Genomic DNA, 16,125 nt, shown 5'->3' with positions numbered 1-16,125 from the left:
GGACGCCGGAAAACCGGTGCAGGGAGGAAAACTTGGATAACGTACAGCTGCTGATCAGCGGGCTGGCGAACGGCTGCGTCTATGGCCTGATCGCGCTTGGCTTCGTGCTGATCTACAAGGCGACCGAGTCCGTGAACTTCGCGCAGGGCGATTTCATGATGCTGGGCGCGTTTGTCACCATCGGGCTGACCAATACCGAATACATGGGCTTGCCGTTCTGGCTGGCGTTGCCGATCTCGATCGGAATCATGGCGGGGCTGGGCTATCTGCTCGACCGGCTGGTGATCCGGCGCATGTTCGGCGAAAGCCAGACGGCGGTTGTGATCCTGACCATCGCGCTGGGTTTCGTGATCCGCTTTGCCGCCGGTCTTATCTGGGGCCACGAGCCGCAGACGCTGCAAAACCCGCTGGCGGGCAAGGAGCTGTCGTTCGGCGGTCTGGTCCTGGGGCTCGAGGATGTGGCGGTGATCATCGTCACCCTGGCGCTGACCGGGTCGCTCTACCTTTTCTTCAGCCGCACCAAGCTGGGGCTGGCGATGCAGGGCGCCTCGCAGAACCAGCTGGCCGCTTATTACATGGGCATCCCGGTCAAGCGGGTGCAGGGCTTCATCTGGGCGCTGGCCGGTGCGGTGGCCGCGGTCGCGGGCATCCTGTTTGCCGCCAAGGGCTCGGTCGATCCCTCGACCGGCCTCTTGGGCATCAAGGCCTTTGCCGCCGCCGTGATCGGCGGGTTCGGCAGCCTGCCCGGTGCGCTTGCGGGCGGCCTGATCGTGGGGGTCATCGAACCCTTTGCCAGCCGCTATATCGCCGCCGGTTACAGCCAGATCGCGCCTTATGCGCTGCTTGTGGCGGTGCTGGTCTTCCGTCCCCACGGCCTGTTCAGTCAGGTCCGCGTGAAGAAGGTCTGAGGTCATGCGCATCGTTTTCAAAACCGACTACATGCAGGATATCCGCCCCTGGAAGGACGGCTATCAGTTGGGCCTCTACATGATCCTGCTGGCCATCGTGGTGGCCGCGCCCTGGCTGCTGGACGCGTTCTATCTGGGCGAGCTGACCAATGTACTGATCTGGGCCATCGCGGGCATGGGCCTGATGGTGCTGACCGGCCATACCGGTCAGGCCAGCCTGGGTCACGCGGCCTTTCTGGCCTTTGGCTGTTATGCCAATGTCATCCTGCTGGAAGCAGGGGTGCCCTTTATCATCGCCTTTCCGCTGGCCGGTGTGATCACCGGGCTGATCGGCGCAACGGTGGCGATCCCCGCCCTGCGCCTGCATGGCATCTATCTGGCCATCTTCACCCTGGCCCTGTCGATCCTGGTCGATGACATCATCGTGCTCAGCGAACCCTGGACCGGCGGCGTCAGCGGCAAATACGTGGCCGGGATCGACCTGTTCGGCTTGACCATCGACCGCTGGGGCACGCCGATGCTGTTCTATTGGCTGGTGCTGGCGGTGACGGTGATCGTGGCGCTGGGCTATATCAACCTGCTGCGCTCGCCGCTTGGGCGCAGCTTCATCGCGGTGCGCGACAGCGAGGTGTCGGCCCAGGCGATGGGTGTCGATATCGCGCGCGCCAAGACCATCTCGTTCGGCCTGTCGTGCATGGTCACCGGCTGGGCGGGCGCCTTCATGGGCCTGTTCGCCGGCGCCTTCAACAACGAGACCTTCAGCGTGGTGATCTCGATCGAGCTGTTGATGATGATCGTGATCGGCGGGCTTGGCTCGATCCACGGCGCCTTCTTCGGCGCCATCGTGATCGGGTTCCTGCCGCAGTTCCTGTCGATCGCCAAGGAATACGTGGGCGCCGTATTCGGGGGCAGCACCGTGGCCATTCCGGGGCTGGAATTCGGGATCTTCGGCATGATCCTGATCGCCTTCATTCTGCTCGAGCCGATGGGCATCTATGGCCGATGGCTGAAGATCCGCACCTTCTTCGAGCTGTTCCCCTTCTACCGCAAGGACATGTTCAAGCGGCAGAAATCCTATCTGAAGACGGAGCGCCTGAGATGAGCCTGCTGGAGCTGGAAAACGTCACCCTGAAATTCGGCGGGCTGACGGCGGTGGACAACCTGTCCTTCTCCGTCGAAGAGGGCGAGGTCTTTGCCATCGTCGGCCCCAACGGGGCGGGCAAGTCGACGGTGTTCAACCTGATCTCGCGCTTTTACGACCCTTATGCGGGCCAGATCCGGTTCGACGGGCACAACCTCTTGGAGGTCAAGCCCTCGGGTGTGGCCGCCTATGGGGTGGCGCGCACCTTTCAGAACATCGAACTGTTCGAGCATGCCACCGTGTTGCAGAACCTGCTGGTGGGGCGCCACCGGCATCGCCGCACCAACCTGTTCTCGGAGATCTTCTTTACCCCCTCGGCGCGGCGGCAAGAGATGGAGAACCGCGAGAAGGTCGAGGAGATCATCGACTTCCTCGATCTCCAGGCCTATCGCGACAAGTACATCGCCGGCCTGCCCTATGGCGTGCGCAAGGTGGTCGAGGTGGCCCGCGCGCTGGCCACCGACCCCAAGCTGTTGTTGCTGGACGAACCGGCCTCGGGCCTCTCGGTCGAGGAAACCAACGACATGCGCTGGTGGATCGACGATATCCGCCGCCAGATGGGGATTACCGTGCTGATGGTGGAACATGACATGGGGCTGGTCTCGGGCGTGAGCGACCGGGTGCTGGCCATGGCCGACGGGGCGAAACTGGCGCTGGGCACACCGGCGCAGGTGCAATCCGACCCCGCCGTGATCGAAGCCTATCTGGGGAAGGCCGCATGACCGAGCCCATTCTGAAAATCCGCAATATCGAAAGCTTTTACGGCCCGATCATGGCCATCCGGGGGGTCTCGCTCGAGGTGCGCCCGGGCCAGATCGTCTCGATCCTGGGCGCCAATGGCGCCGGCAAGACCACGCTGATGAAGACCATCTCGGGCGTGATGGATCCCGAAAAGGGCACCATCACCTTCGACGGCGAGGAGATCCAGGGATCGGAGCCGCACAAGGTGGTCCAGAAAGGCATCGTGCATGTGCCCGAGGGGCGCGAGGTGTTCCCGCTGCTGACGGTGGACGAGAACCTGAGCCTGGGCGCCTATACCGCCACCGACAAGGCGCAGATCGAGCGTGACCGGGATCTGGTGTTCACCTATTTCCCGATCCTGAAAGAGCGCCGCAACCAGGAGGCGGGCACGCTCTCGGGCGGGCAGCAGCAGATGCTGGCAATCGGTCGTGGACTGATGGCCAATCCGCGCATCATGCTGCTGGACGAACCCAGCCTCGGCCTGTCGCCCCTGCTGGTGCAAGAGATCTTTGCCATCCTCAAACGGCTCAACGAAGAGCAGAACATGACCATGATGCTGGTCGAACAGAATGCCAGCGCGGCGCTGGCGCTGGCCGATCATGGTTACGTGATGGAGGTCGGGCGCATCGTCATGGATGGCTCGGCCCAGTCGCTGATGGCGTCCGAGGACATCCAGAACTTCTATCTGGGTGTGCAAGAGGAAGGCGCGCGGGAGAACCGCCGCTGGAAACGCAAGAAAACCTGGCGCTAACGAAGGAGGTGGACAAGATGGATACACGCACCCTGCCCGCCCAGACCGTGATCAACGGGGTCACGTTCAACGCCACGCCGGGCCAGCGCCCGGTTCTGGTGGACGGCACCACCACGATCTCGGCCCTGTTCCAGAAACGCTGCGCCGAGCTGGGCACCCGCACCGCGCATCGCGAAAAGGACCTGGGCATCTGGAAAGCCTATTCCTGGGCCGACTACTGGCAGCATGCCAAATGGATCGGCCTGGCCCTGCGCAAGCTGGGGCTGAAACGCGGCGAGGTCGTCTCGATCCTCAGCGAGGACCGCAAGGAATGGGCCTGGTTCGACATGGGCATCCAGGCGGTCGGCGGCATTGCCTCGGGGGTCTATACAACCGACTCGGCCAACCAGCTGAAATACCTGATCAACGACAGCGACAGCCGCTTCCTGATCGCCGAGAACGAGGAACAGCTGGACAAGTACCTGCAGATCGAGGGCGAGGTTCCCGGCCTGCTCAACGTCATCATCCTTGAAGACGAGGGGTTGCATGACCTGAACCATCCCCGCTGCATGATGATCGACAGGCTTTATGAGATCGGTCGCGAGGCGGAAAAGGAAGAGCCGGGCGCGTTCGAGGCCGAGATCGCCCAGATCCGGCCCGAGGATGTGGCGCTGCTGATCTATACCTCGGGCACCACCGGCATGCCCAAGGGCGCGATGCTGACCCATGAGAACATCATGGCCGGGATCGAGGCGGGCGCCCATCGCCTGCCGACCGAGGAGACCGACGAGCAGCTCTGCTTTCTGCCGCTCTGCCATATCCTGGAACGCGACGTGTCGATCTATTTCCCGCTCGCCTCCAAATGCACGGTGAATTTCGCCGAAAGCCCGGAAACGGTGTTCGCCAACCTGCAAGAGGTCTCGCCCGCCACCTTTACCGCGGTGCCGCGGGTGTGGGAGAAGATCTATTCCCAAGTGTTGATCCTGGCGCAAGAGGCCACGCCCAGCGGGCGCGCGGCCTTTGGCATGGCGCTGCGCGCGGGCATGAAGCGCGCGCAATACCTGGTTGAAAACAAACCGGTTCCCGCCGGTGTGGCCGCCAATTTCTGGCTGTGGGACCGGCTGGTTCTGCGCAATCTGCGCCGGATGCTGGGCATGGACAAGATGCGCCGGGGCGGCACCGGGGCGGCGCCGATCTCGCCCGAGCTGCTGAAATGGTACTGGGCCATCGGCGTGCCGCTGGTCGAAGGCTACGGCATGACCGAAACCGCCGGGATCGCCACTATCAACACGCCCGAGGAAAACCGGATCGGCACCATCGGCAGGGTGGTTCCCGGCATCGATGTGCGCATCGCCGAGGGCGGCGAGATCCAGGTCAGGGGGCTCAACATCTTCAAGGGCTACTGGCGCAACAACGAAAAGACCGCCGAAAGCTTTACCGACGACGGCTGGCTGCGTACCGGCGATATCGGGCGGATGGACGATGATGGCTATGTCACCATCACCGGGCGGCTCAAGGACATCATCATCACCGCCGGGGGCAAGAACATCACCCCGGCCGAGATCGAAAGCCGTCTGAAGTTCAGCCATTACATCTCGGACGCGGTGATCGTCGGCGACAAGCGCAAGTTCCTGACCTGCCTGATCATGATCGATCAGGAAAACGTCGAGAAATTCGCGCAGGACCGCAAGGTGCCGTTTTCGAACTTCGCCTCGCTCTGTGCCGCCAAGGAGGTGCGCGAGCTGATCGCGGCCGAGGTGGCCCAGGTGAACAAGGAATTCGCGCGGGTCGAGCAGATCAAGGATTTCCGCCTGATCGACGTGTTGCTGACCGCCGAAGACGACGAGTTGACCGCGACGATGAAACTGAAACGCAGTTTCGTCGAAAAGAAACACGCACATCTCATCGAAGATATGTACAAATAACAACAGGGCCATCCAAAGGGAGGAATAACATGAAGAACATGATCAAGGGTCTGCTGGCGGCCACTGCGCTGACCGCGGCAGCAGGTCTGGCCAGCGCCGAAACCCAGGGTGTGACCGATGACGAGGTTGTCATCGGCGCGGTCAACGACCTCAGCGGCATCTTCGCCGCGGTCGGTGTGCCCGCCACCAAGGGCGCCAATGTCTATTTCGACAAGGTCAACGCAGCAGGTGGCGTGCATGGGCGTAAGATCCGCTATGTGGTCGAGGATCACGGCTATCAGATGCCGCGCGCGATGCAGGGCTTCAACAAGCTGCTGAACCGCGACAAGGTATTCGCGATGATGCAGAACCTGGGCACGCCGATGAACCTGGCCGGGTTCAAGCTGATCGATCCGTTGGGCATACCGAACATCGCCCCGTTGTCGGCGGCGCGTCAGATGATCCAGGATCCGATGCAGAACAAGTTCACCTCGTTCTCGAGCTATTTTGACCAGAGCGTCGTCGGTGTGAAATACCTGGTGGCCGAATATGGTGCCAAGAATGTCTGCTCGATGTATCTGCCCACCGATTTCGGCAAGGAGATCCTCGAAGGCACCAAGGCCGGCGCCGAAGAAGCAGGCGCCGCGTTTGTCGCCGAAACCACCCACAAGCCGGACGAGACCGATTTCGTGGGCTCGCTGAGCAAGCTCAAGGAATCGGGCTGCGAGATCGTGACCATCGCGCTGGGTGTGCGCCAGGCGATCACCATCGTCGGCACCGCCAAGAAGATGGGCCTGACCGACATGCAATTCATGGGCACCTCGGCCAGCTTCCTGACCGTGGTGGCTCAGGTTCCCGGTGGCGTGACCGAAGGGTTCTATGCGGCAGCCAGCTGGCAGGACCTGTGGGCGCGCGCTGACGAACCCGCCCCCAAGGCCTTCATCGAGGAGTACAAGGCCGCAACCGGTGAAGACCCGCAGGGCTTTGCCATGCTCGGCTATGCAGCTGCCCAGCAGATGGTCATGGCGCTCGAGGCCGCAGGTCGCGACCTGACCCATGAAAGCTTCATCGCCGCGATGGAATCGCTCGATTATCAGGATGATCTGGTCGGCAACCACATCAACTATGGTCCCGACGATCACCAGGGCGCGGACTCGGTCTATGTTCTCAAGGTCGAGAATGGCGGCTGGGCCAAGGTCCACGAGGAATAAGACCTGAAAATCGCGGGCGTCCGAAGGTTTCGGGCGCCCGTTTTCCGTCCAGCCCCCAGATCGGTGATGCCCATGTCAGCCCCCAGCGCCCAGCCCCATATCCAGCACCGCAGCTGCAACATATGCGAGGCCATGTGCGGCCTGATCATCACCCATGACGGCCAGGACGTGCTGTCGATCCGCCCCGATCCCGACGATCCGCTGTCGCGCGGCCATATCTGCCCCAAGGCGGTCGCCTTGCAGGATTTCCGCACCGACCCCGACCGGGTGACCAGACCCTTGCTGAAACGCGGCACCGATTTCGAGGAAATCAGCTGGGAGGCGGCGTTTGACCATGCCGCCGAGCGCATCCGCGCCGTGCAGGCCGCCCATGACCGCGACGCGGTGGGGGTCTATCTGGGCAATCCCAACGCGCATAAATTCGCCAACCTTCTGAACCTGCCGGCATTGGTCAAGGCCATCGGCACCAGCAATCGTTACAGCTCGGCCACGGCCGATCAGATCCCCCATCACGTGGCCTCGATCCACATGCTGGGCCACCCGATGCTGATGCCGATCCCCGATATCGACCGCACCGATTTCCTGCTGATCATCGGTGGCAATCCGGTGGTTTCGAACGGCTCGATGATGACGGCGCCGGGCTATGGCCGCCGCATCGACGCGATCAAGGCGCGCGGCGGCCGGGTGGTGGTGATCGATCCGCGCCGGACCGAGACCGCCGAACGCGCGGGCGAGCATCACTTCATCCGCCCCGAGAGCGACGCCTGGCTGCTGATGGCGATGCTGTATGTCATCCTGTCGGACGGCCCTGCCCGTCTGCGCCACTTGGAACCACTGATCGACGGGCTGGACCGGCTGAACGCCGCTGTCGCCCCCTTTACGCCCGAGCGCGCCGCCCAGGCCACCGGGATCGGCGCTCACAGCATCCGCCAGCTGGCCCGCGATTTCGCCGCCGCCCCCCGCGCCGCCTGCTACGCCCGCATGGGTGCCTCGACGCAAAGTTTTGGCACGCTCTGCCAATGGGCCACCAACGCGCTCAACATCGTGACCGGCAATTTCGACCGCGAGGGCGGCGCCATGTTCACCACCCCAGCGGTGGACTATGTCGGCATGACCTCGCGCAGGGGCAAGGCACGCAGCTATCCCGAGCGGCGCTCGCGGGTGTCGAACCAGCCGCTTTATAATGGTGAATTTCCGGTCTCGGTGCTTGCCGAAGAAATCGAGACGCCAGGCCCCGGCCAGATCCGCGCGCTGGTCACCGTGGCGGGCAATCCGGTGCTGACCGCGCCGAATGGGCGGCGCATTGAACGCGCGCTTCAGGGGCTCGATTTCATGATGTCGCTCGACATTCATGTGAACGACACCACCCGGCACGCCGACCTGATCCTGCCCGGCACCGTGGCGCTCGAAGAGACGGTCTATGACATGGTGTTCCACACATTCGCGGTGCGCAACACGGTGGGGTATGCGCCCCCGATCTTTGCACCGCCGCAAGACAACCCGCCCGAATGGGAGGTAATCGCCCGGTTGACCGCAAAACTGACCGGCGCCAACCAGATCGGCCCAACGCCTGATCAGGTGCTGGCGGTGCTGCTGGCGCAGGGGTTCCATGGCGAGAGCGTCTCGCTCGCGGGGCTGCAACAGACGGGCCGTCCGCTTGATCTCGGGGCCCTTGTGCCCAACCTGGCGGAGCGGCTGGAAACGCCTGATGGGCGGCTCGATCTGGCGCCGCAGGCGTTTCTGGACGACCTGCCGCGCCTTCTGGCCAGCGGCGACAGGCATGATCCCGCGCGACCCTTTACCCTGATCGGCCGGCGCCAGGCGCGCAGCCATAACAGCTGGACCCAGAACAGCCCGCGTCTGGTCAAGGGCCGCAACCGCTGCACGCTCGAGGTGAACCCGGCCGACGCCGCCCGCCTCGGTCTTGGCGAGGGCGATCCGGCTCGGGTCACCAGCGCCGCCGGCACGGTAACGCTTCCGGTCGAGATCACCGATGCGATGGCGCCGGGCGTCCTGTCGATGCCGCAGGGCTGGGGTCAGAAACAGGGCCGGCTCACCGCCGCAACCCGAACCGAGACGGTGTCGATCAACGACCTGACCGATGACAGCCGCACCGACCCGCTCAGCGGCAATGCCGCCTTCAACGGCCTGCCCGTCTCGCTGCACCCGGCCTGAAGCGCTTCATGTCGCCCAGGATACTCCGGGGGCGGTAACAAAATTCGACGAATTTTGTTACCCGGGGGCAGCGCCCCCGCGCCGCGCATCGCGCGGCGCCCGGCCCAACGGGAGGCGGTGTTTTCGCAAGAAAACATCAACGACGGGCGGGAGCGCCCCGTTCGTCGGAAAGCTTCACTCGAGGTCCAGACCGTCCCGCCACACCCGGCGCAGACACAGGTCCTCGTCCAGATGCACCAGATCGGCCCGCGCACCGATGGCGATCCGGCCCAGATCGGACCGCCCGATCAGATCGGCGGGATAGCGCGTGGCCATGCTCACCGCCTCGCCCACATCCAGCCCGGCCATCTCCACCACATTGCACAGCGCCTGCGCCAGTTCCAGATGTGCCCCCGCCAGCGTGCCGTCAGCCAATGTCAGCCGGTCGCCGCTGCGCCGGATTTCGCGCCCGTTGAGCGTAAAGGCGGCGATATCGGATCCGGCGGTCGCCATCGAATCGCTGACCAGAAACACCCGACCCGGCCCGGTCTTGGCACGGATCGCATTGCGCAGCGAGACGGGGTGCACATGGATGCCATCGGCGATGATCCCCGCCGACAAGGTCCCCAGCGCCAGCGCCGCCCCGACCACGCCCGGCTCGCGATTACCCATCTGGCTTTGCGCGTTGAACAGATGGGTGACACAGGCCGCCCCGGCCTCGGCGGCAGCACGGCAATCCGCGAAACTGGCATCCGTGTGCCCCAGCGAGACCAGCACCCCGGCCCCACTCAGCGCCCGGATCTGCTCGGGCGTAGCACTTTCAGTGGCCAGCGTGACCTTGAGCAGCGGCAGGCGGCGCGCCGCTTCCAGCAGTGTGGCCAGATCCTCGTCATCCATTGGGCGGATCAGCGCCGGATCATGGGCGCCCTTGCGAGAGGGCGCCAGATGCGGCCCCTCCAGATGCAGGCCCGCAATGCCCGGCACGCCAGAGGAAATCGCTGCCTCGACCGCCGAAATCGCCGCAGCCACCACCTCGGGCGCATCGGTGATCAGCGTTGGCAGGATGGTGGTCGCTCCGATCCTTGCATGGGCCTCCGACATCTTGCGCAGGCTGTCGAGTCTGGGCGCGTTGTTCAGCATCACCCCGCCGCCGCCATTCACCTGCAGATCGACAAAACCGGGTGCCAGCCAGCCCCCCTGCAACCGCAGATGCCGGGCCTTGGCCGGGATCTCGCCCAGGGGCGCGATCCCCTGAATACGACCAGCCTCGATCAGCAGCGCATGCCCCTCGACCGCGCCTTCAGGCGTCAGGATGCGGGCACCGGACAGGGCAAGCGTCATACCGTCTCCGTCACCTTGTTGAGATGGCGCGGCGCGTCCGGGTCGATACCGCGTTCCGAGGCAAAGGCCTCGACCATGGAATAGAAGGACACGATCAGGCTCAGCGGATCGGTCAGCGCATGACCGCTGCGCACATGCTCCAGCACGCGGGCGCGGGTCACGCGCCCCGTGGTGGCAAAAACAGTGGCGCCCTTGGCCGCGATCTGATCGGCAATCTCGGCCAGCGGCGCCTCGGCGGCATCCCCCGCGGCAAAGCCCAGCACCGGAAAGCCCTCTTCGACAATCGAGACCGGCCCATGCAGCACCTCGGCCGAGGAATAGCTCTCGGCATGCAGCTGACAGGTCTCCTTGAACTTCAGCGCCGCCTCGTTGGACACCGCCAGCGAGGTGCCCCGTCCCAGCGTAAAGAGCGAAGGCCGCGCCCCGATGGCGACACGCATTTCGGGCCAATCGATCCGGCTGGCCGCCGCCAGCGTCTCGGGCAGGTTGCCAAGCGCGGCGCGCAGCCCGTCATCCTCGGCCCAGTCGGCCAGCAGCATCAGCCCGGCGACCGCCGAGGTGACAAAGGTCTTGGTTGCCGCCACGCTCAGCTCAGGCCCGGCATGGATGTCGATCGTATGGGCGCTGACCCCGGCCAGGGGCGAGGCGGCATCGTTGGTCAGCGCCACGCACAGCGCCCCATCGCGCCCGGCATTGCGGGTCATGGCGACGATATCGGGGCTCTTTCCCGATTGCGACACCGCCAGACACAGCGCCCGGTCAAGCCTGAGCCGCGCATCATAGACCGAGGCCACCGAAGGCCCGAGCGAGGCGACCGGCAGGCCCAGCAACAGCTCTGCGGCATAGGACAGATAGGTGCAGACATGATCGGACGATCCACGCGCCACCGTGGCGACGAACGATGGGTCGCGCAGACGCAGCACGGCGGCCACTCGGGCCACATCCTGCGCCCCGTGATCCAGCAGGCGCTGCACCGCCTCGGGGATTTCGTCGATCTCGCGCCGCATGCGCGTGATATGCTGGGTCATGATCAGTCCTAGCTGTTGCCAAGGCGCAGTTCGGCCACGAAATCGTAGGCGTCCGCGCGGTAAAGAGAGCGGGTGTATTCGATGACCCGCCGGTTCGGCAGGTACGAGGTGCGGATGATGCGCAGCCCGGCGGTGCCCGGTTCGACCCCTAGCAAGGCCGCATCCTCGGCACCCAGATTGACCGCCGAGATCCGCTGCAGCGCGCGCACCGGGCGGTTGCCGTCGCGTTCTAGCACTGCATAAAGCGACGAGGACACCAGTTCCGGGTCAGGCAGGATATCGGTGGGCAGCGAGGCGCGTTCGATCGCCATGGGTCGCCCCTCGGCGCGGCGCAGGCGCGCGACCCGCGCCACCTGCTCGCCCGAGCTGAGCGCCAGCGCCATCACCTCTTCAGGCGAGGGGATGAACACGCCGCGCGTCAGCCATTCGCTGGTGACATTGAGGCCGCGCCGCTCCATATCCTCGGTGAACGAGGTCAGATGCGACAGCGACTGTTCGACCCGGGGGGCGGCATCGGCGACGAAACTGCCCGATCCCTGGCGCTGAACGATGATGCCGCGATCGACCAGTTCCTGCATTGCCCGGCGCACGGTGACACGCGACAGGCCGGTCAGGCTGGCGATTTCGCGCTCGGCGGGCAAAGGCGCGCTTTTGGCCAACAGGCCGCTGTCGATACCCTGTTCGATCCGCTTGCGCAGCCGCACGTAAAGCGGGCCCGCCGCGTCCTCGACCCAGGCGCCGGGGCGCAGATAGGTCTCGATGGTCTCGATGGCGTCGCTGCTCATACCACTCCCCTTGCGTTGCGTTCGGCCAGGCGCCGGGCCAGAACCAGCCCGCCCTCCAATGCCGATCCCTCAGGCTTTGCAAGGGCATCGGTCATTTCTGCCGGCAAAAACGACGCATAGCGCCCGGCCACGCCGCCCAGGGCACAGATCGCCTCGCCCGGCTGCCAGCCGAGCGCCCGCAACCCACGCGCCAGATAATCCGCCCCCGCCTGCATCAGCGCCCGGCCCAACGGGTCGCCCGCATCCGCGGCCTGAAACACCAGTGGCGCCAGCGCGGCGTAATCCGACGGGCTCGCCTGCGCCGAAAAGCGGACAATGGCGCTGGAGCCCACACCGATCCTGCCACCTACGGTCGCAACCAGCGGTGTCTCCGGTTCCAGCCCGTCCTGTGCCCAGAGACAGCGACGCAACAGCGCCATGCCCAGCCAGCAACCCGAGGCCTCATCGCCCAGCGACCAGCCATGGCCGCCGATCAGGCGAATACCCTGCGCATCCTGACGCCCCAGGAAAGAGCCGGTACCGACCCCGATCAGGCACCCGGTCCGCGCCCCAAGCGCCCCCACCACGGCGGGCAGACGGTCATCGGCCACCTCGACCCGGCGCAGCGGCAGGGCAGCGGCGACCTCTTTCGCCGCAACCTCGTCGATCACGCCCGCAAGACCGGCAAAGACCGGAATATCGGCCAGCGCATCGGGCGGCAGCCCGGCCTGTGCAACCAGCCGCGTCAACCCCTCGGTCAAGGTTCTCAAGGCCCCGGCGCGATTGGAAAAGACATTGGCACTGCCCAGGCGCAGCTCATGCCGGGTGGTGCCCGCCTGCAAGGCGAACCGGCAGGAGGTTCCCCCTCCATCGACCGCAATCAGATATGGAACACGAGACTCACGCATGCCAATACCTTTATAATACCTTTGCAAACCAATAAAGACCTTTGTGCAGGAAAATCATCAAAATCTGCCCACATCCAACCCGTTAGAACCAGAATTACGGAAGGTGGTAGACAAAAGGTATTAAATAGGTATTAGATATCTCAACCAAAGGGGAATCAGATGCTGCCGCAAACTGAGAGAGTAAGAGACGAGGCACGGGGCCTGGATGCCCGCCCCGGCCCCGAGATTCTCGCTCTGTTGCTGCACGGCCAACAGGCCGCCCTGGACGCGCTCAACGCCTGCCTGCCCCAGATCGAGGCCGCCGCCGAGATCGTGGCGCATGGCCTGCGCAGCGGCGGCAGCCTCCATTATGCGGCCGCCGGCTCTTCGGGTCTGATGGCGCTGGCGGACGGGGTGGAACTGCCCGGTACGTTCGGCATCGCGCCCGAGCGCATCCATATCCACATGGCCGGAGGCGTTCCCACCAACACGGCCATGCCCGGCCATACCGAAGATGACGCGCAAGAGGGGGAACAGGCCGCCCTCAAGGTCAACGCGGGGGACGTCGTCATCGCGCTTTCTGCCAGTGGAACAACGCCTTATCCGACCTCCTTCACGCGGACCGCCCATGCGCGCGGCGCGCGGATCGTGGCGATTGCCAACAATGCCGAAGTGCCGCTGTTTGGGCTGGCCGATTGCGCCATCCACCTGCCCACCCCGCCCGAGGTGATTGCCGGCTCGACCCGGCTGGGCGCGGCCACGGCGCAAAAGGCAGCGCTGAACATGATCTCGACGCTGATGGCGATCCGGCTTGGCCATGTGCATGACGGCATGATGGTCAACCTGATCGCCGACAACGAAAAGCTGCGCCAGCGCGCGCAGGCGATCGTCACCCGCATCGTGCCCGGCGCTTCGGCCCGGCGCGCGCTCGACATGGCCCATGGCCGGGTCAAGGAAGCGGCGCTGATCGCCGCCGGCGCCGGCAGCCTGGCGCGGGCAACCGAACTGCTGAACCAGACCGGCGGCCATTTGCGCCCGGCACTGGCAGACCTGCAAAAAGATACAGACCAAGGGAGAGAAAACACATGAAAACCAAAGCATTGAGCGCAATACTTCTGGCCACGACCACGCTTGGCGGCGCGGCCTGGGCGGAAACCACGCTGACCATCGAAAGCTGGCGCAACGACGACCTGACCCTGTGGCAGGATCAGATCATTCCCGCCTTCGAGGCCAGCAACCCCGGCATCAAGGTCAAATTCACCCCCTCGGCCCCGGCGGAATACAACGCCGTGCTGAACGCCAAGCTTGACGCGGGATCGGCCGGAGACCTGATCACCTGCCGCCCCTTCGACACCTCGCTGGGCCTTTATCAGAACGGCCATCTGGCCGATCTGAGCGATCTGGACGGCATGGCCAATTTCTCGGACGTGGCGAAATCCGCCTGGCAGACCGATGACGGCGCCGCCACCTTCTGCGTGCCGATGGCCTCGGTCATCCATGGCTTCATCTACAACAAGGACGCCTTTGCCGAGCTGGGGCTGAGCGTGCCCGAGACCGAAGCCGAGTTCTTTGACGTGCTGGAGAAGATCAAGGAGGACGGCAGCTATATCCCGATGGCGATGGGCACCAACGACCAGTGGGAAGCCGCCACCATGGGGTATAACAACATCGGCCCGAACTACTGGAAGGGCGAGGAAGGCCGCCTGGCGCTGTTGAGCGGTGCGCAGAAGCTGACCGACGAGGCCTGGGTCGCGCCCTATCGCGCGCTGGCCAGATGGGGCAGCTATCTGGGCGACGGGTACGAGGCGCAGACCTATCCCGACAGCCAGAACCTGTTCACCCTGGGCCGGGCCGCAATCTATCCCGCCGGCAGCTGGGAGATCACCGGTTTCAACGCGCAGGCCGATTTCGAGATGGGCGCCTTCAAGCCGCCAGTGCAGAACGCGGGCGACAAATGCTATATCTCGGACCATACCGATATCGCCATCGGCCTGAACGCCGCCTCGCCCAATGCCGAGGCCGCGCGGACCTTCCTCAACTGGGTCGGCTCGGAAGAGTTCGCCAATATCTATGCCAACGCCCTGCCCGGCTTCTTCTCGCTGTCGAGTTTCGATGTCCCCATGCAGGACCCGCTGGCACAGGAATTCGTCAGCTGGCGCGGCGAATGCGGCTCGACCATCCGTTCGACCTATCAGATCCTGTCGCGCGGCACGCCGAACCTGGAGAACGAGACCTGGAACGCCTCGGTTCAGGTGATCAAGGGCGCCGAAAGCCCCGAGGATGCGGGCAAGCGGCTGCAGGACGGTCTGGCCAGCTGGTACGACCCGCAGAAGTAACCTGAAATCCGCCGGCTCCGCCTGTCGGAGCCGGCCCTGGCCGGACGAGGCACACCATGGGCGCAGGTCGCATCAAATGGCATGTCGTGGTCTTTCTGGCACCTGCTGTGCTGGTCTATACCGCGATCATGATCTTCCCTCTTTTCAATACCTTGCGGCTCGCCCTTTACAGCGAGGCCGATCAGGTTCGGGTGTTTGTCGGGCTCGACAACTTTCGCCGCCTGTTTGGCGATCCGAACTGGTCGGGCGCATTCTGGAACGCGCTGGGCAACAATTTCTGGTTCTTCTTCGTCCATATGCTGGTGCAGAACCCGATCGGCATCGCGCTGGCCGCGATCCTCAGCCATCCGCGCCTGCGTTTTGCCGCCTTTTACCGTTCGGCCATCTTCATTCCGACCATCCTCAGCTTTGTCATCGTGGGTTTTGCCTGGAAACTGATCCTCAGCCCGATCTGGGGCATCGCCCCCGATCTGCTGGACGCGGTGGGGCTGAAAGCGCTGTTCGCTCCCTGGCTGGGCAAGGAGGAATACGCGCTGACCACGCTGGCGCTGATCTCGGTCTGGCAGTTCGTGGGCATCCCGATGATGCTGATCTATGCCGCGCTGTTGTCGATCCCCGAAGAGATCCTCGAGGCCGCCGAGGTCGAAGGGCTGACCGGCATGGCCGCCTTCTGGAAGATCAAGCTGCCGCTGATCCTGCCCTCGATCGGGATCATCTCGATCCTGACATTTGTGGGCAATTTCAACGCCTTCGACCTGATCTATGCGGCACAGGGCGCGCTGGCGGGGCCGAATTTCGCCACCGATATCCTGGGCACCTTCATGTATCGCACCTTCTTCGGCTTCCAGCTGCAACTGGGCGATCCGCATATGGGCTCGGCGATTGCCACCGCGATGTTCGCGATCATCCTGCTGGGGGTCTGTGTCTACCTCTTTGCGATCCAGACGCGGATCCGCCGCTATCAGTTCTGAGGGGAGAGC

Annotated in this window: 14 protein-coding genes; 10 read left to right on the top strand and 4 right to left on the bottom strand. The window is 64.5% G+C overall.

Translation table 11 applies throughout. The features are described 5' to 3' along the window. Nucleotides 1-32 precede the first annotated feature (32 nt). The 7 genes from SPO_RS09415 to SPO_RS09385 all read left to right on the top strand — a co-directional run bounded on the left by SPO_RS09415 (nucleotide 33) and on the right by SPO_RS09385 (nucleotide 8,810). Nucleotides 33-908: a branched-chain amino acid ABC transporter permease gene (locus SPO_RS09415; RefSeq protein WP_011047584.1), complete on the top strand. Its 876-nt coding sequence runs from the start codon at nucleotides 33-35 to the stop codon at nucleotides 906-908. Nucleotides 909-912: 4 nt separating this feature from the next. After that, nucleotides 913-2,010, top strand: coding sequence for a branched-chain amino acid ABC transporter permease (locus SPO_RS09410; protein WP_011047583.1), 1,098 nt, complete (start codon nucleotides 913-915; stop codon nucleotides 2,008-2,010). Beyond that, the gene (locus SPO_RS09405; protein ID WP_011047582.1) at nucleotides 2,007-2,771 is read left to right on the top strand and encodes an ABC transporter ATP-binding protein; all 765 of its coding nucleotides are present in this window, start codon (nucleotides 2,007-2,009) and stop codon (nucleotides 2,769-2,771) included. The genes SPO_RS09410 and SPO_RS09405 overlap by 4 nt, the downstream gene beginning before the upstream one ends. Then, nucleotides 2,768-3,541 carry an ABC transporter ATP-binding protein gene (locus SPO_RS09400; RefSeq protein WP_011047581.1) on the top strand — a complete coding sequence of 258 codons (774 nt, stop codon included), beginning with the start codon at nucleotides 2,768-2,770 and terminating at the stop codon, nucleotides 3,539-3,541. Before SPO_RS09405 ends, SPO_RS09400 begins: the two co-directional genes overlap by 4 nt. 17 nt (nucleotides 3,542-3,558) lie before the next feature. After that, entirely contained in the window at nucleotides 3,559-5,445 is a 1,887-nt protein-coding gene (locus tag SPO_RS09395; protein ID WP_011047580.1) for an AMP-dependent synthetase/ligase, read from the top strand. A 29-nt stretch (nucleotides 5,446-5,474) separates the two neighbouring features. Then, nucleotides 5,475-6,635 carry an ABC transporter substrate-binding protein gene (locus SPO_RS09390; RefSeq protein WP_011047579.1) on the top strand — a complete coding sequence of 387 codons (1,161 nt, stop codon included), beginning with the start codon at nucleotides 5,475-5,477 and terminating at the stop codon, nucleotides 6,633-6,635. 72 nt (nucleotides 6,636-6,707) lie between these two features. Then, the gene (locus SPO_RS09385; protein WP_011047578.1) at nucleotides 6,708-8,810 is read left to right on the top strand and encodes a molybdopterin oxidoreductase family protein; all 2,103 of its coding nucleotides are present in this window, start codon (nucleotides 6,708-6,710) and stop codon (nucleotides 8,808-8,810) included. 174 nt (nucleotides 8,811-8,984) lie between these two features. On the opposite strand, the gene nagA is transcribed toward SPO_RS09385, so the two are convergent. Genes nagA through SPO_RS09365 form a run of 4 tightly spaced genes read right to left on the bottom strand, consistent with a single transcriptional unit; the run spans nucleotide 8,985 to nucleotide 12,830 of the window. Then, entirely contained in the window at nucleotides 8,985-10,130 is a 1,146-nt protein-coding gene (gene nagA / locus SPO_RS09380; RefSeq protein WP_011047577.1) for an N-acetylglucosamine-6-phosphate deacetylase, read from the bottom strand. Continuing rightward, nucleotides 10,127-11,158 (bottom strand): SIS domain-containing protein, encoded by a 1,032-nt coding sequence (locus tag SPO_RS09375; RefSeq protein ID WP_011047576.1) that lies wholly within the window; start codon nucleotides 11,156-11,158, stop codon nucleotides 10,127-10,129. Before SPO_RS09375 ends, nagA begins: the two co-directional genes overlap by 4 nt. 8 nt (nucleotides 11,159-11,166) lie before the next feature. Further along, nucleotides 11,167-11,943: a GntR family transcriptional regulator gene (locus SPO_RS09370; protein WP_011047575.1), complete on the bottom strand. Its 777-nt coding sequence runs from the start codon at nucleotides 11,941-11,943 to the stop codon at nucleotides 11,167-11,169. Further along, entirely contained in the window at nucleotides 11,940-12,830 is an 891-nt protein-coding gene (locus tag SPO_RS09365) for a BadF/BadG/BcrA/BcrD ATPase family protein (RefSeq protein ID WP_011047574.1), read from the bottom strand. Before SPO_RS09365 ends, SPO_RS09370 begins: the two co-directional genes overlap by 4 nt. Nucleotides 12,831-12,989: 159 nt before the next feature. Between SPO_RS09365 and SPO_RS09360 the strand changes: the two genes are divergently transcribed. The 3 genes from SPO_RS09360 to SPO_RS09350 are packed head-to-tail and all read left to right on the top strand — an operon-like array spanning nucleotide 12,990 to nucleotide 16,116. Continuing rightward, entirely contained in the window at nucleotides 12,990-13,898 is a 909-nt protein-coding gene (locus tag SPO_RS09360) for an N-acetylmuramic acid 6-phosphate etherase (protein ID WP_011047573.1), read from the top strand. Then, entirely contained in the window at nucleotides 13,895-15,145 is a 1,251-nt protein-coding gene (locus SPO_RS09355) for an ABC transporter substrate-binding protein (RefSeq protein ID WP_011047572.1), read from the top strand. The genes SPO_RS09360 and SPO_RS09355 overlap by 4 nt, the downstream gene beginning before the upstream one ends. A gap of 56 nt (nucleotides 15,146-15,201) precedes the next feature. Next, nucleotides 15,202-16,116 carry a carbohydrate ABC transporter permease gene (locus SPO_RS09350; protein ID WP_011047571.1) on the top strand — a complete coding sequence of 305 codons (915 nt, stop codon included), beginning with the start codon at nucleotides 15,202-15,204 and terminating at the stop codon, nucleotides 16,114-16,116. The last annotated feature ends 9 nt before the right edge of the window (nucleotides 16,117-16,125 follow it).

The sequence above is a fragment of the Ruegeria pomeroyi DSS-3 genome, from assembly GCF_000011965.2.
Taxonomy (GTDB): Bacteria; Pseudomonadota; Alphaproteobacteria; order Rhodobacterales; family Rhodobacteraceae; genus Ruegeria_B; species Ruegeria_B pomeroyi.
This window is presented reverse-complemented; position numbering and strand designations above follow the sequence as displayed.